Genomic DNA, 16,704 nt, shown 5'->3' with positions numbered 1-16,704 from the left:
CCCCACCGGGAACCGGCGCCCGACTCATCGTGTCTGAGCCGGCTCTTGCTCCCCGCCCCCGCCGCCGGTCGGGGCGGGGAGCGGCCTTCGGAGGAAGAACATGGACCGCCTGCTCCTCATGCACAGCTTCGTCACCGTCGCCCAGGTCGGCAGCTTCAGCGGCGCCGCAAAGAAGCTCGGCTCTTCGGGCTCCCTGGTCTCCCGGCACGTCGCCGAACTGGAACGCCAGGTGGGTGTCCGGCTGGTGAACCGCACCGCCCGCTCGGTGAGCCTGACCGAACCGGGACAGCGCTACGCGGAATTCGCCGCCCGCATCCTGGACGAGATCGAGGCCGAGGACGCCGGCATAGCCCAGCTCCACGACCGTGCCGAAGGCACCCTCAGCGTCATCTGCCCCAAATGGATAGGCAGCCTGGATCTCGGCGACGCCATCGCCGCGTTTTCCGCCGCCCACCCGAAAATCCAGATCCGCTTCGAACTGGGGGGAATGTCGGACCGTACCTACGATTTCCTGGACAGCGGATTCGACGTCGCCTTCCATACCCGCGACCTGCGCGACTCCAGCGTCCGGCTGAAGAAGATCTCCTCCCTGCCGTTCGTCCTGTGCGCGGCGGAGGAGTACATCAAGCAGCACGGTTCGCTCTCCCACCCCAACGACCTCGCCGCCCACGACTGCCTGGTGCACGTCAACGACCCGGTGTGGCGGATCGGCCACGGACACGCGAGCACCCTGCACAAGATCCGCAACATCGCCTTCTCGTCGAACTCCTACATCGCCCTGCAGAAGGCCGCCGTACACGGCCGGGGCATCGCCCTGCTGCCCCAGCGCCCGGCCTACGACGACCTGGTCTCCGGCGCCCTCCAGGTGCTGCTGCCGGAGTTGGCGGTGCCGGACCGGCCCCTGTACGCGATCTACGGCCCCGGCCGGGACACTCCGCGCAAGGTCAGCGTCTTCCTGGACTTCCTCGCCGGCTGGTTCGCCCGGAATCCCATTCCCGGCATCCGCTCCTGAGCCCGAGCAGCCCGAGCAGCCCGAGCAGCCCGAGCAGTACGAGCAGCCCGAGTACGGGACGACGGCGCAAGAAACGATTGCGAACCCCGGGCGCCCGACCCCATTGAGGCGCCCACCCCCGTAAACCTACGCTCGCCGGGCGAGACGGAAACGAGGAATCCATGGGAATCCAGAGAATCGAATCGGTCACCTACGGCATCGACGACCTCGACACCTGCGTGCGGTTCTTCGAGGACTTCGGCCTTTTCCTGGTGGAGCGGACCGACGAACACGCCGTGTTCGAGACGCGTACCGGACAGACCCTCCACCTCGACACCACCCCCGGCCCGCGGCTGCCGCCCCCCGTGGAGAGCGGACCCACCCTGCGGGAGGTCGTCTGGGGCGTCGACACCGCCGGGGAACTGGGCCGCCTGGTGGCCGCGGCCGGCCGTGACCGCGAGGTCCGCGAGAGCGCCGACGGCGTCCACCACACCGTCGACCACAGCGGCTTCGGCGTCGGCCTCACCCTCGCCCGGCCGAAGGATCCCGCCGTCGCACCCCGCCCCGCCAACACCCTGGGCAGCGTCCACCGCTGGAACCGCCCCCTGGACCCGCTCACCCGCGCCCACCCCCTGCGCATGTGCCACGTCGCCCTCAACATCGCCAAGGACGGCAAGGAGGAGGCCGTCGCCTTCTACACCGACCGCCTCGGCTTCCGGCCCACCGACGTGGTCGAGCCCATGGGCGTCTTCATGCAGGCCCCCGGCGACGACGACCAGCACACCATGCTGCTGTGCCACCGCCCCGACAAGGTGGGCGTCAACCACATCGCGTACGAGGTCCCCGGCTTCGACGACGTGGTCGAGGGCGGCAACTTCATGATCGAGCGGGGCTGGCGGGAGGCCCGCAGACTCGGCCGCCACACCATCGGCTCCAACGTCTTCCGCTTCCTGCACGCCCCCTGCGGCGGGCGCGTCGAGTACGCCGCCGACATGGACCGGGTCGACGACACCTACGAGACCCGCGTCCACGAGACGACCCCGCCGCACCACATCTGGGCCCTGCGCACCAACCGCGACCAGGACGCCCCCGCCTCGTCCTGAACCTCGTCCCGACCCACGTACCAACTCTCGTCCTGACTGACCCTCGTTCCGACGCCTGAGAGGGCACACACCCATGACCACCGATCACGGCCACCCCGCCGTCCGCATGTACATCGCGGGCCAGTGGTGCCGGGGCGGCACCGGCAACACCGCCCCCGTCGTCGACCCGGCCACCGAGGAGGTGATTGGGGACGTACCCCTGGCCACCCCCGCCGACCTGGACCGCGCGCTCGACGCCGCCACGGAGGGCTTCAAGGCGTGGCGTGCCACGCCCGTCGCCGAGCGCACCCGCGTCCTGCACGCCGCGGCCGACCTGATCGCCGAGCGCGCCCCCGAGATCGGCCGTGTCATGACCCGCGAGCAGGGCAAGCCGCTTCGCGAGTCCACCGGCGAGGCCCGCCGCACCGCCGAGACCCTGCGCTGGCACGCCGACGACGCCCGCCGCGCCTACGGCCGCATCATCCCCTCCGCCCCCGGCACCGTGCTGACCGTCCGGCGTGAGCCCATCGGCCCGGTCGCCGCGTTCGTCCCGTGGAACTTCCCCGTGGGCGGCCCCAACCGCAAGATCTCCTCGGCGCTCTCGGCCGGCTGCTCCCTGGTCATCAAGGCCTCCGAGGAGACCCCGGCCACGGCGATGGAACTGGTCCGCTGCTACGCCGACGCGGGTCTGCCGCCCGGCGTCCTCAATCTCGTCTTCGGAGAACCCGCCGAGGTCTCCGAGCACCTGATCTCCTCCCCGGCCGTCCGGCTGATCGCCTTCACCGGCTCCGTCCCGGTCGGCAGGCTCCTCGCGGCCCGTGCCGGCGAGGTCATGAAGCCCTCGCTGATGGAACTGGGCGGCCACGCGCCGGTGATCGTCTGCGCGGACGCCGACCCCGTGACGGCGGCCCGCAGCGCGGCCCGGGCCAAGTGGGCCAACGCCGGGCAGGTGTGCACCTCGCCGAGCCGCTTCCTCGTCCACGAGTCGATCGTGGCGGAGTTCACCGCCGAGTTCGTCAAGGCCGCCGAGGCGGTCGTCGTCGGCGACGGACTGGCGGACGGCACCACCATGGGCCCGCTCGCCAACGAACGCCGCCTCAAGGCCATGGAGCGCCTCACCGCCGACGCCGTCGCCCGCGGCGCCAGGATCCTCACCGGCGGCGAGCGGCCCGACCGCCCCGGCTACTTCTTCGCGCCGACCGTCCTCACCGACGTACCGGACGACGCGGAGCTGCTGTCCGAGGAGCCGTTCGGACCGCTCGCACCGATCCTGCCCTTCCGCGACCTCGACGACGCGCTCGCCCTCGCGAACTCGCTGCCCTACGGACTGGCCGCCTACGGCTTCACCGACTCCGCCGCGACCGCCGAGCGGCTCTCCGGCGCACTGGAGGCCGGCATCCTCTCGATCAACCACTGCGGCGGCTCCGTCCACGAGGCCCCCTCCGGCGGCGTCAAGGACAGCGGCTACGGCCGTGAGGGCGGCCCCGAGGCCCTGGACGCCTACCTGGTCACCAAGCGCGTCTCGCACCTGCTGGCGCCATGAGGTACGCGCGCGTCTCGGTCGGCGGGCGGGCCCTCTGGGGCCGCGTGGGGGAGCAGGACGTCCAACTCCTGTCCGGCTCCCCTCTCGAAGAGGCCGCCGCCGGCCACGACGTCATCGGTGCGGTGCCGCGCGCCGAGGCGCGGTGGCTGCCGCCCGTCGTGCCGCCGGTCTTCTACGCGGTCGGCATGAACTACCCGCGGCACATCGCCCACGCGGGAGCCCGCACCCCCGAGCGCCCCGAGGTCGGCTACCGCGCCAACAACGCCCTCACCGGCCACCGCGCGCCGATCGTCAAACCGGCCGAGGTCACCGGCCGCTTCGAGGCCGAACCCGAACTCGTCGCCGTCATCGGACGCACCCTGCGCCACGCAAGCCACGACGAGGCCCGCGAGGGCGTCTTCGGCTGGACCATCGGCAACGACATCAGTGCCCGCACCTGGCAGCACACGGACCGCACCTTCTGGCGCAGCAAGAACAGCGACACCTTCAAACCGATGGGCCCCTGGATCGAGACCGACGTCGACGCCCTCGCACAGACGACCACGCTCCGCGTCAACGGCGTCGAGCGGGCCGAGTTCCCGACCGGCGACATGGTCTTCGACCCCTACGACTACATCGTCGAGATCACCAAGCACCTCACCATGAGCCCCGGCGACGTGCTGTGGATGGGCGCCGAATCCACCTGCCACCTCGAGCCCGGCGACACCGTGGACGTCGAGATCGGCGGCATCGGCGTGCTGTCCAACCCCGTACTCCTGGAAGGGAATCAGTCATGAGCGCGGAACCCCGCTACATCCACCACGTCAACTTCCCCACCACCGACCCCGACCGGACCGCCGCCTGGTACACCAAGGTCTTCGGAATGAAGCGGATCATGCCCAAGTCCAACACCCGCGTGGTGCTGATGACCCGGGGCAACTTCGACCTGCACTTCACACCGGTCGAGGAGATGGAGCGCATGGCGCCCTACCACTTCGCCGTCGAGGTCGACGACTGGGACGACTTCCTCGCGCACCTGGGGGAGCTGGGCATCCGGCACACCAGGCCCATCCAGCGCCCCGAGAACCAGTCCAGGTTCTGCTACATCCACGACCCCGACCACACCATGATCGAACTCGTTCACCACGCCAAGCGCCCCAACTGACCTAGCCCGTCGAGGAGTTACCTCCCATGTCCTACGCCGACTCCGACGGCACCTCCCTCTACTACGAGCGCCACGGCAGCGGCCCGGCGATCCTCTTCGTGCACGGCAGCGGCGGCCACCACGCCGCCTGGTGGCAGCAGGTCGCCGCCCTGCGCGACGAGTTCACCGTCGTCACCGTCGACCTGCGGGGCTTCGGCCGGTCCGACAGCTCCATGCCCGAGTTCGACGGTCAGGACTTCCCCGGCGACGTGGTCGCGGTCCTGGAGGCCGAGGACCTCACCGACGTCATGCTGGTCGGCCAGTCCATCGGCTCCGTCGCCGCCCTGCGCGCCGGGCTGCTGCGACCCGAGCGCGTGAGTGCGGTCGTCCTCGGCCACTCCCTCGGCGGCATCAGCCACCCCGAACTGACGGAACTGGCCGCCGCCGACCGCGCCGAGGCCGTCCGGCTCCCCGTCCTCGACCGCCTGCTGACCAAGCGCTTCCAGACCGAACGAGCCGACCTCACCTTCCTGTTCCAGCAGATGGGCACCTTCAACGTCGCCAAGATGCAGGACCTGCGCAACCTCGACACCAACGGCCCCTCCCTGGAGGAGATCCGGGCCTGTGGCGTCAAGGTCGCCTTCCTCGCCGGCGAGAAGGACGCCGTACTGAGCGTCGGGACCGTCACCCGCGCCCACGAACTGCTGACCGGCTCACACCTGGAGATCGTCCCCGGCGCCCCGCACTCCATGTACTGGGAGACGCCCGAGCCGTACAACGCGGCCGTCGTCCGTCTGCGCCGCACCCTCACCGCCCCGAAGGAAGCCGCATGAGCAACATCACCCTCGACGCCGCCGAAGAGATCATCGCCGCCGCACACCAGCGCGCCCTGGCGATCGGCAAGGCCGTGAGCGTCGCCGTCGTCGACGCGGGCGGCTTCGTCGTCGCCGTCCGCCGCCCCGACGGCGCCCGCCCGCTCACCCCCGACATCGCCCGCGCCAAGGCGTACACCGCGGCCGTGATGCAGCGCCCCGGGAAGATGCTGAAGAAGTGGCAGGAGAACCAGCCCGTCTTCTTCTCCCAGCTCTCCCAACTGCCCGGCGCCGCCATGCCCATCCTCGCCACCGAGGGCAGCGTCACCATCAAGAAGGACGGCGAGATCATCGGCGGTCTGGGCATCGCCGGCGGCACCGCCGACGAGGACCAGGTCATCGCCGACGAGGTGCTCGCGTCCCTCGGCTACGAACTGGAGTTCGCCGCCTGGGGCGTCGCGGGCACACCCGCCCCATCCGGCTCCGCCTCCGGCTCCGGCTCCATCTCCGGAAGGGAGAGCTGACCATGGCCGACACGTTCAACTACCGCATCGACCACCACGGCAGCCTGGTCCGGCCGGCCGGGCTCGCGACCGAGGACCCCGGGGCGGTGGACGCGGCCGTGCGGGAGGCGGTCGTCCTCCAGCGCAGGCTGCGCTCCACCGTCGTCACCGACGGCGACTTCCCCCACGAGGACTTCCGCGGCGCCGTCCTAGACACCGTCCCCGGATTCCGGCGCACCGGCGAGACGGGTCCCGACGGGCTGGTCCGCTGGGTCGCCGAGACGCTGCCGAAGACGAACGGCCCGCTGCTGCCCGACTACGGCACCCGGCTCGCCGCTCTGACGGTGATCGCCCCGAAGGCGACGCTGCCGTCCCCGGCGTACCTCGCCGCGACCACGTTCGAGGCCGGCCACGGACCGTCCTCCGCGCGTGAACTGGGCGAAGCCCTCGCCGAGATCGTCCGGGCGGAGATCGCCCGGCTGGTCTCCCAGGGCGTACGGCTCATCCAGCTCGACAACCCGCTCCTGCTGGACCACGTCGCAGCCGGCGAACCGGCCACCGCCGCCGCTGCCACCGCCGCCACCACCCTGTCCTTCGAGGACGCTCTCGCCGTCGACGCGGCGGCGGTACGGCCGGCCGAGCGCCCCGAGGGCGTACGCATCGGCGTGTCGCCCGGCTGGGCGGCACCGGCCGCCGTGGACCGGGCCCGTGCCGAGCGCCTCTTCACCGCCGTCCCGGCCGACCGGTGGGTGCTGCCCCTCGACCGGGGCACCGAGGCCGAACTGGACCTCGTACGGGCGCTGCCCGAGGACCGGGACGTGTGCCTGGGCGTCGTGGACGCCACGGTGCCCCAGCTCGAGGACATCGACACGGTGATGAACCGGATCGACGCCGTCGGCGAGTTCAAGGACATCGAGGACGCCGCCGTCTCCCCGTCCCGCGGCTTCGCCGACGTCGCGTCCCAGCCGCTGCTGAGCGCCGAGGACCAGCGCAAGAAGCTCGTCCTGGTCGAGACGATCGCCCGCTACTGCTGGGGCAACGAATTCTGAACGAGGGCGCGGGCCGGGGCGCGCCCCGGCCCGCACTCCTCACGGCGATTCGGCCTTCACAGCGATTCGGCGAACGTCACCGACCGCTCCGTCAGCAGCGGCCACACCGTCTCGACGATCTGCTCCCTGAAGTGCGGCGCCGCCTTGTGCGCCTCGAACCCGGCGGCGTCGTCGTAGCGCTCGTACAGCAGGAAGCCGCCTGGTTCGTCCGCCACCGCGTGTACCTCGTACTGCTGGTTCGACGGTTCCGCGCGGGTCGCCTCCTGCGCCCTCAGCAGCGCGGCACGCACGGCGGTCCCGTCGGCGGGGGCGCAGCGGTAGTGGGCGACGACTGCGTAGGCCATGTCTCGGCTCTCCTCGGTTCCCGGCGGCGTCGGGCACACCGTCCGGCCTGCCGATTCCAGCATGGATCGACCCCCGGACGGCCTGCGCGCGACGCAACCAATGCCTGCCTCCGCGGGCCTGGTGAACCCGCCCCCGCATGGTGTGTCGTCACGGTCACCAGCACCGCGTCCGACGTGGCCGACGAAGGAAGAAGTGATCCGATGCGCACTCTGGAAACTCTCGTGGGCGGCGAGTGGGTGACGACCGGCGACTGGATCGACGTCCACGACCCGGCCGACGTCCGCGCCCCCGTGGCCCGCGTCCCGGCCCTGTCCCCGAAGGACGTCACCCGGGCCTACGACCACGCCGAGCGGGGTTTCGCCGTCTGGAGGCGCACCAGCCCCTTCGACCGGGCCCGCGTCCTCACCGACGCGGCCCGGCTGATCCGCGAGCGCCTCGACACCGTCGCCGCCGACGTCACCGCCGAGAACGGCAAGACCCTCGCGGAGGCCCGCGGCGAGGCGGGCAAGGCCGCCGACTTCCTCGACTACTACGCCGGCCTCGCCCGCCAGGGCTACGGCACCCTCCTGCACGACGCCCGCCCCGACACCCGTACACACACCCAGCGCGAGCCCATCGGCGTCATCCTGGTCATCAGCCCCTGGAACGACCCGCTGATCACCCCGGCCCGCAAGCTCGCCCCGCTGCTCGCCACCGGCAACGCCGCGGTGTTCAAGCCGGCCACCGAGACCCCGGCGTCGGGCCTGCACCTGGCCCGCGCCCTGCACGACGCGGGGCTTCCCGCCGGTGTCCTGAACGTCGTCACCGGCCGCACCGCCGAGATCGAGGAAGCCCTCCTCGACGACCCCCGGATCACCGGCATCACCTTCACCGGCTCCAACGCCGTCGGCAACCGCATCCGCCGCCGCCTCGCCGACCGCAACGTCCGCTTCCAGGGCGAACTGGGCGGCAAGAACGCCTCCGTCGTCCTGCGCGACGCCGACCTCGCCGCCGCCGCGAAGAGCGTCGTCGCCGCCTCCTTCGGCCAGGCCGGCCAGCGCTGCACCGCCACCAGCCGGGTGATCGTCGAGCGGCCGGCGTACGAGGAGTTCGCGCGGCTGCTGGTCGCCGAGGTCGACACCCTCACCGTCGGTCCCGGCACCGACCCGGCGACGCGTCTTTGTCCGCTCTCCAGTCCCCGGCAGCGGGACAGCGTCCTCGCCGACCTGGACCGGGCCGTCGAGCAGGGCGCCACGGTGCTCACCGGCGGCACGGCGGACGCCGAGGGCGACCGCGCCCACGGCTGCTACGTGCGGCCCACCGTCCTCGCCGACGTCACCCCCGAGACGGACATCTGGCGGGAGGAGGTCTTCGGCCCGGTGCTCGCGCTGCGCGCCGCGGACGACTTCGCCGCGGCCGTCGCGGCCGTCAACGACTGCGACTACGGGCTGGCCGCCGCCGTCTTCACCCGCGATCTCGCCTCCGCGTACCGCTTCGCCGACGAGGCCGAGTGCGGGCAGGTCGCCGTCAACACCACCACCACCGGCTGGGACGTCCACCTGCCCTTCGGCGGCTTCCACGACTCCGGCACGGCCTACAAGGAGCAGGGCGAAGAGGTCCTGCGGTTCTCCACCCGCGTCAAGACGGTCGCCGTCCACTTCGGCGCGTGAGAACGCGGGGGAGCGGCACGAACAGGAAGGAGGATGCCGATGGCTGACGAGACGATCGGCGTCGTCGGCGCGGGCATCGTGGGCCTGGCCACGGCCCGCGAGATCGCGCTCCGGCGCCCCGGCACCAGGGTCGTGGTGTTCGAGAAGGAGCAGCGGGTCTCGCAGCACCAGACGGGCCACAACTCGGGCGTCGTCCACGCCGGCATCTACTACACCCCGGGCAGCCTCAAGGCCGACCTGTGTGTGCGCGGGGTGTCCCTGCTGCGCGAGTACTGCCAGGACCGCGAGCTGCCCTACCGGGAGATCGGCAAGCTGGTGACGGCGGTCCGGCCGGACGAGCTGGGCCGCATGGAGGACCTCTACGAGCGGGCGAAGAACAACCACGTGCCCGACCTCCGCAAGGTCTCCCAGGACGAGATGAGGGAACTGGAGCCGCACGCCGCCGGCATCGCCGCCCTGCACTCCCCGCGCACCGCGATCACCGACTACCCGGCGATCGCCCGGGAGTTCGCCAAGGACGTCACCGAGTCGGGCGGCGAGGTCGGACTCGGCTTCCCCGTCACCGGCATCACCACCGTGCCCGGCGGCGTCGAGGTGGCGTCCGGGCAGGACCGCGTGAAGGTGGACCGGCTGATCCTGTGCGCCGGCCTCCAGTCCGACTCGGTCGCGAAGCTGGCGCAGGACGGGCGGGAGCCGCGGATCGTCCCGTTCCGGGGCGAGTACATGCTGCTCAAGCCGGACCGCACCCACCTCGTCCGGGGCCTGATCTACCCGGTGCCGGACCCGCGGTACCCGTTCCTCGGCGTCCACTTCACGCCCCGCGTCGACGGCTCGGTCGAGGTCGGCCCCAACGCCGTACTGGCCCTGGCCAGGGAGGGCTACACCCTGGGCAGGGTCTCCCCGCGCGACCTGCTCGGCCTCGCCGCGTACCCCGGCTCGTGGCGGATGGCGCGCCGGCACTGGCGTACCGGCGTCAAGGAGTACCGCGGAGCCCTGTCCACGAAGGCCTTCATGAAGGACGCGGGGCGCTACGTCCCCGGTGTCGGCGCGGGGGACGTGGTCCGCGGGGGCGCGGGCGTACGCGCCCAGGCACTGGACCGGGACGGCACCCTGGTGGACGACTTCCGTATCCACCGGGTGGGCCGGATCACCGCCGTGCGCAACGCGCCCTCGCCGGCCGCCACCGCGTCCATGGCGATCGCCGAGCACATCGCCGACGCGGCCCTCGACCGGGAATGACTCCCAAACCCCCTGCGTACGGCACGTTTTCGCGCAACAAGTGGTTGCGCTCCCGACGCTCCTGCAAGGGCCCGCGCCCCACCTAGCGTTCCTTCCACACCACCGAGTCACCGCGTCCGAGCGTTCCCGAGAGTTCCCCAGAGTTCGCGAGAGCTCTCGGGAGTCCCGAAAGTTTCCGAGAGAAAGAGCCCGCGCATGTTCGTCGTCGACACCCAGATCCACATCTGGAAGGAAGAGACCCCGGACCGCCCCTGGCTCCCGGGCGCCCGCGAGCGCATCCGCCTCAACGGCCACCGCGAGGACCCCTTCTCCTACGAAGAGGCCCTGGAGCTGATGGACGAGGCCGGCGTCAACCGCGCGCTGATCCTCCCGCCCTCCTGGGAGGGCAACCGCATCGACTACGCCCTGGAGGCCTGCGAGGCCCACCCGGACCGCTTCGGCATCATGGCCCGCGTCCCGCAGGACAATGAGGCCGAGGGCACCGCGATGCTGAAGGACTTCGCCCAGAACCCGCACATCAAGGGCACCCGGCTCACCTTCCACCGCCCGCAGGACCGCAACTGGATGATCGACGGCACCAACGACTGGTACTGGCCGATCGCCGCGCAGCTCGGCATCCCCACCATGGTCCACGCCCCGATCTGGAAGCGCGAACTGGGCGAGATCGCCGCCAAGCACCCCGAGCTGAAGATCATCATCGACCACATGGGCATCATGGCCCGCTGCGTGGACGACGCGATCGGCTACTGGGTGTCGGAGACCGCCGACCTGGCCGCCCACCCCAACATCTACGTCAAGCTCTCGGCGCTGCCCGGCTACTCCACGCAGCCCTTCCCGAACAACAACATCCAGAAGTACGTGCGCGAGATGGTCGACAAGATGGGCCCGCAGCGGTGCTTCTACGGCACCGACATCACCCGCCTCCTCGGCCACGGCATCACGTACACCGACACGATCGAGCAGTTCACCAAGCACTGGGACTTCACGCCCGAGGAGCTTGAATGGATCATGGGCCGCGGCATCTCCGAGGTCCTGAACTGGCCGATCGAGGGCTGAGGAAACACACGAGATGACGGACAGCAAGAACAGGCCGGGCGCCGACGGCGGTGACGCTCTCGTTTCCGCCCTCACCGCCGTCGGCGCCGACTACGTCTTCTGCTCATCGGGGTCCGAATGGGCCCCGGTGTGGGAGTCCCTGGCCCGGCGCCACCGCGACGGGGAGCCGGCGCCGGAGTACCTGGACCTCACCCACGAGACGGTGGCGGTCGGCATGGCCACCGGCTACGGACTGCTCGAACGCCGCCCCCAGGGCGTACTGCTGCACGCCGCGCCCGGTCTTCTCCAGGGCTCCATGGCCGTGCACGGCGCGCTACTGGCCGGCGTCCCGATGCTGGTCGCCTCCTCCGAGTCGACCACCTACGGCGACGGTCCCGGCCAGGACCCGGGCGGCCAGTGGTACCGCAACCTGTCCATCGTGGGCGGACCGCACCACGTGGCCCAGCCCTTCACCAAGTGGGCCAACGAGGCCGCCGACATCAGCACCCTGCCCACGATGGTCACCCGGGCGGCCGAACTCGCCTGGCGGGCCCCGGCAGGACCCGCCTATCTGAACATCCCGGTGGAGACCCTGCTGGAGGACTGGGACGGCCGCGAGGCCAAGCCCATCGTGGCGCCCGGCTCGACCCACTCCTCGCCCGAGGAGGTCGAACCGGTCGCCCGGATGCTCCGCGAGGCGCGGAACCCGGTGGTCGTCACCGAGACCGCGGGCCGTGAGGCGGGCGGCTTCGAGGCCCTGGTCGCCTTCGCCGAGGCCTGGAACATCCCGGTCGCCGAGCCCGACTCGGCGGTGTGCGGCAACTTCCCGCGCACCCACCCGCTGCACGCCGGCAGCGACATCGGCCCGTGGATGGACGAGGCCGACCTGATCCTCCTGGTCAACTGCCGCGTCCCCTTCTACCCGCCGAGCCGCAGGCCGTCGAAGGCGAAGATCGTCGTCATCGACCAGGTGCCACAGCGTCCACACATCACGTACCAGGTCCTCCTCGCGGACGCGTACCTGGAGGGCAACGTCGCCAACACCCTGCGCCAACTGGCCAGGCGGGCGAAGGACCTGGACGGTGCGGCGGTGGCCGTGCGGCGCGCCGCCCAGGAGGAGCGCCACGCCGCCGAGCGGGCCGCAGTCGCCACCGCCGAAACGAAGGCGGAGCAGTCCGAGGGCGTCGACCCGGTACTGGTGGCCGCCACCCTGCGCGGACTGCTGACCGGCCGGGACGGCATCGTCGTAGACGAGACGATCACCCACAGCCGCATCGTCAAACGCCACCTCCGCACCACCGACCCCGACTCGTACTTCTACGTCCAGGGCGGCCTCGGCCAGGGCATCGCCGTCGCGCTCGGCGTCAAACTGGCCGCGAGACAGCGCCCGGTCGTCCTCACCGTCGGAGACGGCGCGTTCACCTACAACCCGGTGATCCCGTCGTACGACGCGGCGAAGGCGTACGACCTGCCGGTGCTCGTCGTCATCTTCAACAACCGGGTCTACAAGTCGATGAACCTCAACCACCGCCGCTTCTACCCCGAGGGCGCGGCGGCCGACACCGGCGAGTGGCTCGGCACCGACCTGCACAGGCTGCCCCGGCTCGCGGCCTTCGCCGAACCGTTCGGCATGCACACCGAGACCGTCGAGACCACCGACGCCCTCGCGCCCGCTCTGGAGCGCGCGCTGAAGGCCGTGACGGAAGGCACCACCGCCGTAGTCGACGTCCTAGTCACCCGCTGACCGACCCAGGAGACCCCGCACCATGACCGACACACCCACGCCCACAGCCGATCCCGGGCCGGGGAAGGCCCGGAAGGTCCGCGTCCCCGCCGACGACCTGAGCGCCTTCGCCGCCGCTCTCCTGGAGAAGGGCGGCCTGAGCGCCGAACACGCCCGCACCACCGCCGACGTCTTCGTCTGGGCGGCCCGGCGCGGCATCGAGTCCCACGGCGTCGCCCGCGTCCCCGCCTACCTCGACCTGCTCGCCAAGGGCGTCGCCAACACCGCACCCGACCTCAGGTTCGAGTCGACCACCCCGGCCGCCGCCGTGCTCGACGCCGACCGCGCCCCCGGCCCGGTCGCGCTGAGCGCGGCGGCGCAGGAGGCGGTGCGGCGCGCGCGGACCAACGGCATCGCCTCCGTCGGCGTACGCGGCACCGTGCACACCGGCGCCATCGGCTACTACGTCTCGAGGATCGCCGAACAGGGCCTGGTCGGCCTCGGCTTCGTCGCCGGCATGCCCAACATGGGCTACACCGGCGTGAAGGGCGCCGCCGTCGCCACCAGCCCCCTCGCCATCGCGGTACCCGCCGCCGACCACGCCCCGCTCCTCCTGGACATGGCCACCGCCACCATCGCACTGGGCAAGATCCGCCAGGCGAGGGCGAACGGCACCCCGCTGCCGGAGAACGCCGCCGCCACCGAGGACGGCACCCCCACCACCGACCCTTCCCTGGCCGTCATGCCGCTTCCGCTCGGCGGCGCCAAGGGCTCAGGCATGTCCATGGCCTTCGAACTGCTGACCAGCGTCCTGGTCGGCGCGCCGATCTTCTCGGCCTTCCACTCCGACGACCCGGCCGGCCGCAGGCACCGCCAGAACGCCCTGCTCATCGCCCTCGACCCGACGGCTTTCGGCGGGAGCGCCGCGGACTTCAGGGCCGCCGTGGACGACACCCTCGGCACCCTGAAGGCCCTGCCGGTCGCCGACGACGCCGACGGCGTGTACTACCCCGGCGAGCGCAGCGCCGCCATCGCCGTGGAGCGCGGCGCGGTCGGGGTACCGGTGGCACCGAAGGTCTGGCACGACCTCACCGAGCGGGCGGCCGACTCCGGAATCACGCCGCCCGCGACCACGTAGTACCCCCGTACGTCGTCGGCCGCCCCGGAGGGGAGGGGCCGGCCGGCGACCCCTCCCCGCGGTGTGGATGGGGTAGGCTTGACCAGCGCGATCACGGCTCACACGAATCGCGCACCGGGACGTGGCGCAGCTTGGTAGCGCACTTGACTGGGGGTCAAGGGGTCGCAGGTTCAAATCCTGTCGTCCCGACGGTGCAAGAGGGCTTCGAGCCCAGGTCAGGGCCTTGTCTCACTTAGGTGAGGCAGGGCCCTTGATCATTTTGGCAGTGGTGTCGGGTCTCTCCAACTGCGGCAGGCATCGTGAGCTGCCGAAGCAGCCTGGAAGCGTACGGTGGCAGCGTGGCAAACGAAGCCCTGGGGAAGACCCTGCGTCGCTTGCGCCGTCTGGCCGCTTTGACGCAAGAAGAGCTGGCTGAGCGCTCCGATGTGTCCGTCGATGTGATTCGTCAGCTCGAACAGGGGCGGAAGCACTCGGCGCGGCTGCCCACACTGCACGCACTGGCCAACGGTCTCGGCGTGGAACTGACCACGCTGCTGGGCGACCCTCCGGCGGTCGCGGCAGGCGGAGAGAGTGACGGACCGCGATTCGTCGCCGTGCGCCGGGTCATCATGCCCGCGCTATGGGGGCCGGATCCGGAACCGACCGGCCAGGGCTTCTCGATGGACCGACTGCGCGAGCACATCGCAGACGGCTGGTCGCAGTATCACGCAGCCGAGTTCGACGCCGTGTTGAAGAGCCTCCCCGACCTGATCACCGAAGCGCGTTCCGCCTCGGTGTCGGGGAGCGACGACGACCGCAGGGCCGGTTTCGCGGCCCTGGGCAAGGCGCTTCAGCTCGCCGGGCACGCCGCCGTGCGCATGGGCAAGACAGACCTGGCCCTCACGAGCCTGGAACGCGCCATACGCGCAGCGGAGCAGTCCGCAGACTCGCTCTTGACCCCCATGATCGTGAACTCTGTCGCCTGGACCTACCAACGGCAGGGTCGCCTGGAAGACGCTCTGGGGATCGCCCTTCGCGCGGCTGAGGCCGTCGAAAGCGGCGGCCACACGGACACTGCCGACGGGCTGAAGGTGTGGGGGGCCCTCACCATGAGTGCCGCCACGTCCGCCGCGCGCAGCGGCGACTACGAACGGGCGGCGGAGTTGATGGCGGGGGCGGAGAAGGAAGCGGCCCGCGTCTCCAAGCTGCCTGCGGGCAGCGACAACCGCATGGTCAGCGTCTTCAGTCCGTCGTCGGTCCGCATCGAACGCGTCCGCCTCGCCGTGCAGTACGGGCACCCGCATGATGCCTTGGCCCTGGCCAAGGGAATGCGGCTGAGCAAGGACACTCCGCCGTCCTGGCGGACGTGGCTGCTGCTGGACGTGGCCCGAGCGCACACGGACACCGGCGATGCCGCCGGAGCAGTGAAGGCGCTGGAGTCCCTGCGCCGGGTGGCACCGACGTGGATGCGGCATCACACGTTGGCCGTAGCCATCGTGCGCGACCTGTGGGCCCTTCCCAACCACCCGCCGGGACTCCGGCCGTTGGCGGAGTTCCTGGGAGTCAGCGAATAGCGTGGTGAAAGTGGGACGTTGCGCCCCTGTCACCCTTCTTGGCACGTCGCTTACATGAATGGTCACGCCCCGCGACCTCGTGAACGTCCGGGGCTGCGGCCGACCTGAAAGAGCAACTGACGTGCCGAATCCCATGGACGCGCAGTCACGAAAGCAGCCCCGGCGATGCTTGCCGCTCACCGTGGCCGGCCCCACCGGGCACCCCGGCTACAGCGCGACCCTGCCGCGTGAACCGGGGAGCGCGGCTACCGCCCGGCGTCTGGTGCACGTCGCCTTGGCAGCATGGCGACTGGAAGAGCTGTCCGACGTCGCGGCCCTGATCGTCTCCGAGCCGGTGACCAACTCCGTGAAGCACGCCCGGAGCCATTCCATCCGGATCACCGTCACCCGGCCCGAGGCAGTGCGGGTGCGTATCGGTGTCGCGGACAAGTCGAAGAGTTTCCCGGTGCCCCGGGAGCCGAGCGCCGAGGACGAGGGCGGGCGTGGCCTGGCGCTCGTGGAGGCGCTGGCCGAGGACTGGGGCACCGATCCGTTGTCGTGGGGGAAACGGGTGTGGGCAGAACTGCATGTGAAGGGGCACGAATGACCGGCAGAAAGGGAGGGCGCGCGTGGGTGGGCGACCTGATCCACGACGAGGAGGCCGACCGGCGCCGCATCGTCGCGGACGTACGTGGTGGAGCCATGTGGGTGCTGCGGCCGGAGTACGGACCGGGTCAGTGGACCTCCGAACGGCCGGATCGACTACGGGTGATCAAGACCCGTAAGGAGAGGCTGCGGGACCGGGATACCTGATGCTCGAAACGACAGAAGCCCCGGCTCGGTGGTGGTCACCGGCCGGGGCTTCGTTGCCTCACGCTCGGCACTCGGACTCGTTGTGCTGAGCCAGACTATGTGGGACCTGACCCGGGCTTTTCCGCTC

17 protein-coding genes and 1 tRNA gene are annotated in these 16,704 nt (G+C 71.2%); 17 read left to right on the top strand and 1 reads right to left on the bottom strand.

Features of this window, described 5'->3' with window-relative positions:
• The first annotated feature begins 100 nt into the window (after positions 1 to 100).
• The 8 genes from KUM40_RS18615 (at position 101) to KUM40_RS18580 (ending at position 7,103) form a co-directional block, all read left to right on the top strand.
• Positions 101 to 1,012, top strand: a complete 912-nt coding sequence (locus tag KUM40_RS18615) for a LysR family transcriptional regulator (protein WP_217167113.1) — start codon at positions 101 to 103, stop codon at positions 1,010 to 1,012.
• Positions 1,013 to 1,173: 161 nt separating this feature from the next.
• The gene (locus KUM40_RS18610; protein WP_217167112.1) at positions 1,174 to 2,094 is read left to right on the top strand and encodes a VOC family protein; all 921 of its coding nucleotides are present in this window, start codon (positions 1,174 to 1,176) and stop codon (positions 2,092 to 2,094) included.
• 73 nt (positions 2,095 to 2,167) lie between these two features.
• Complete coding sequence (locus KUM40_RS18605; RefSeq protein ID WP_217167111.1) at positions 2,168 to 3,616, top strand: NAD-dependent succinate-semialdehyde dehydrogenase; 1,449 nt, start codon at positions 2,168 to 2,170, stop codon at positions 3,614 to 3,616.
• The gene (locus KUM40_RS18600; RefSeq protein ID WP_217167110.1) at positions 3,613 to 4,392 is read left to right on the top strand and encodes a fumarylacetoacetate hydrolase family protein; all 780 of its coding nucleotides are present in this window, start codon (positions 3,613 to 3,615) and stop codon (positions 4,390 to 4,392) included. Before KUM40_RS18605 ends, KUM40_RS18600 begins: the two co-directional genes overlap by 4 nt.
• A complete protein-coding gene (locus tag KUM40_RS18595; RefSeq protein ID WP_217167109.1) occupies positions 4,389 to 4,760 on the top strand; it encodes a VOC family protein in 372 nt (123 codons plus the stop codon). The genes KUM40_RS18600 and KUM40_RS18595 overlap by 4 nt, the downstream gene beginning before the upstream one ends.
• Positions 4,761 to 4,786: 26 nt before the next feature.
• Positions 4,787 to 5,572 (top strand): alpha/beta fold hydrolase, encoded by a 786-nt coding sequence (locus KUM40_RS18590; RefSeq protein WP_217167108.1) that lies wholly within the window; start codon positions 4,787 to 4,789, stop codon positions 5,570 to 5,572.
• Positions 5,569 to 6,075, top strand: a complete 507-nt coding sequence (locus KUM40_RS18585; protein WP_217167107.1) for a heme-binding protein — start codon at positions 5,569 to 5,571, stop codon at positions 6,073 to 6,075. Before KUM40_RS18590 ends, KUM40_RS18585 begins: the two co-directional genes overlap by 4 nt.
• 2 nt (positions 6,076 to 6,077) lie before the next feature.
• Positions 6,078 to 7,103: a methionine synthase II (cobalamin-independent)-like protein gene (locus KUM40_RS18580; protein WP_217167106.1), complete on the top strand. Its 1,026-nt coding sequence runs from the start codon at positions 6,078 to 6,080 to the stop codon at positions 7,101 to 7,103.
• A 56-nt stretch (positions 7,104 to 7,159) separates the two neighbouring features.
• Here the strand turns inward: KUM40_RS18580 and KUM40_RS18575 are convergent, their stop codons facing one another.
• On the bottom strand, positions 7,160 to 7,447 hold the full coding sequence (locus tag KUM40_RS18575; RefSeq protein ID WP_217167105.1) for a putative quinol monooxygenase: 288 nt from the start codon (positions 7,445 to 7,447) through the stop codon (positions 7,160 to 7,162).
• A gap of 201 nt (positions 7,448 to 7,648) precedes the next feature.
• Between KUM40_RS18575 and KUM40_RS18570 the strand changes: the two genes are divergently transcribed.
• The 9 genes from KUM40_RS18570 (at position 7,649) to KUM40_RS18530 (ending at position 16,577) form a co-directional block, all read left to right on the top strand.
• A complete protein-coding gene (locus tag KUM40_RS18570; RefSeq protein ID WP_217167104.1) occupies positions 7,649 to 9,097 on the top strand; it encodes an aldehyde dehydrogenase in 1,449 nt (482 codons plus the stop codon).
• Between the two features lie 39 nt (positions 9,098 to 9,136).
• On the top strand, positions 9,137 to 10,336 hold the full coding sequence (gene lhgO / locus KUM40_RS18565) for an L-2-hydroxyglutarate oxidase (protein ID WP_217167103.1): 1,200 nt from the start codon (positions 9,137 to 9,139) through the stop codon (positions 10,334 to 10,336).
• Positions 10,337 to 10,531: 195 nt separating this feature from the next.
• Entirely contained in the window at positions 10,532 to 11,392 is an 861-nt protein-coding gene (locus tag KUM40_RS18560) for an amidohydrolase (protein WP_217167102.1), read from the top strand.
• A 13-nt stretch (positions 11,393 to 11,405) separates the two neighbouring features.
• Entirely contained in the window at positions 11,406 to 13,115 is a 1,710-nt protein-coding gene (locus tag KUM40_RS18555; RefSeq protein ID WP_217167101.1) for a thiamine pyrophosphate-dependent enzyme, read from the top strand.
• 22 nt (positions 13,116 to 13,137) lie between these two features.
• Positions 13,138 to 14,232, top strand: coding sequence for an Ldh family oxidoreductase (locus KUM40_RS18550; protein WP_217167100.1), 1,095 nt, complete (start codon positions 13,138 to 13,140; stop codon positions 14,230 to 14,232).
• A gap of 115 nt (positions 14,233 to 14,347) precedes the next feature.
• Positions 14,348 to 14,421, top strand: a tRNA-Pro gene (locus KUM40_RS18545).
• Positions 14,422 to 14,570: 149 nt separating this feature from the next.
• Positions 14,571 to 15,785, top strand: a complete 1,215-nt coding sequence (locus tag KUM40_RS18540) for a helix-turn-helix domain-containing protein (RefSeq protein WP_217167165.1) — start codon at positions 14,571 to 14,573, stop codon at positions 15,783 to 15,785.
• A gap of 181 nt (positions 15,786 to 15,966) precedes the next feature.
• Positions 15,967 to 16,371, top strand: a complete 405-nt coding sequence (locus KUM40_RS18535) for an ATP-binding protein (protein ID WP_374227391.1) — start codon at positions 15,967 to 15,969, stop codon at positions 16,369 to 16,371.
• Positions 16,368 to 16,577, top strand: coding sequence for a hypothetical protein (locus KUM40_RS18530; protein WP_217167098.1), 210 nt, complete (start codon positions 16,368 to 16,370; stop codon positions 16,575 to 16,577). Before KUM40_RS18535 ends, KUM40_RS18530 begins: the two co-directional genes overlap by 4 nt.
• The last annotated feature ends 127 nt before the right edge of the window (positions 16,578 to 16,704 follow it).

Origin of the sequence: Streptomyces sp. AC512_CC834 (assembly GCF_019049325.1) — a bacterium.
Classification (GTDB): domain Bacteria; phylum Actinomycetota; class Actinomycetes; order Streptomycetales; family Streptomycetaceae; genus Streptomyces.
The sequence above is the reverse complement of the archived record's forward strand: the minus strand, read 5'-3'. Positions and strand labels throughout refer to the sequence as shown.

Bases quoted from the DNA above. Each gene is read 5' to 3' on its own strand.
- KUM40_RS18615 (WP_217167113.1), top strand. From the start codon at position 101: ATGGACCGCCTGCTCCTCATGCACAGCTTCGTCACCGTCGCCCAGGTC.
- KUM40_RS18610 (WP_217167112.1), top strand. From the start codon at position 1,174: ATGGGAATCCAGAGAATCGAATCGGTCACCTACGGCATCGACGACCTC.
- KUM40_RS18605 (WP_217167111.1), top strand. From the start codon at position 2,168: ATGACCACCGATCACGGCCACCCCGCCGTCCGCATGTACATCGCGGGC.
- KUM40_RS18600 (WP_217167110.1), top strand. From the start codon at position 3,613: ATGAGGTACGCGCGCGTCTCGGTCGGCGGGCGGGCCCTCTGGGGCCGC.
- KUM40_RS18595 (WP_217167109.1), top strand. From the start codon at position 4,389: ATGAGCGCGGAACCCCGCTACATCCACCACGTCAACTTCCCCACCACC.
- KUM40_RS18590 (WP_217167108.1), top strand. From the start codon at position 4,787: ATGTCCTACGCCGACTCCGACGGCACCTCCCTCTACTACGAGCGCCAC.
- KUM40_RS18585 (WP_217167107.1), top strand. From the start codon at position 5,569: ATGAGCAACATCACCCTCGACGCCGCCGAAGAGATCATCGCCGCCGCA.
- KUM40_RS18580 (WP_217167106.1), top strand. From the start codon at position 6,078: ATGGCCGACACGTTCAACTACCGCATCGACCACCACGGCAGCCTGGTC.
- KUM40_RS18575 (WP_217167105.1), bottom strand. From the start codon at position 7,447: ATGGCCTACGCAGTCGTCGCCCACTACCGCTGCGCCCCCGCCGACGGG.
- KUM40_RS18570 (WP_217167104.1), top strand. From the start codon at position 7,649: ATGCGCACTCTGGAAACTCTCGTGGGCGGCGAGTGGGTGACGACCGGC.
- lhgO (WP_217167103.1), top strand. From the start codon at position 9,137: ATGGCTGACGAGACGATCGGCGTCGTCGGCGCGGGCATCGTGGGCCTG.
- KUM40_RS18560 (WP_217167102.1), top strand. From the start codon at position 10,532: ATGTTCGTCGTCGACACCCAGATCCACATCTGGAAGGAAGAGACCCCG.
- KUM40_RS18555 (WP_217167101.1), top strand. From the start codon at position 11,406: ATGACGGACAGCAAGAACAGGCCGGGCGCCGACGGCGGTGACGCTCTC.
- KUM40_RS18550 (WP_217167100.1), top strand. From the start codon at position 13,138: ATGACCGACACACCCACGCCCACAGCCGATCCCGGGCCGGGGAAGGCC.
- KUM40_RS18530 (WP_217167098.1), top strand. From the start codon at position 16,368: ATGACCGGCAGAAAGGGAGGGCGCGCGTGGGTGGGCGACCTGATCCAC.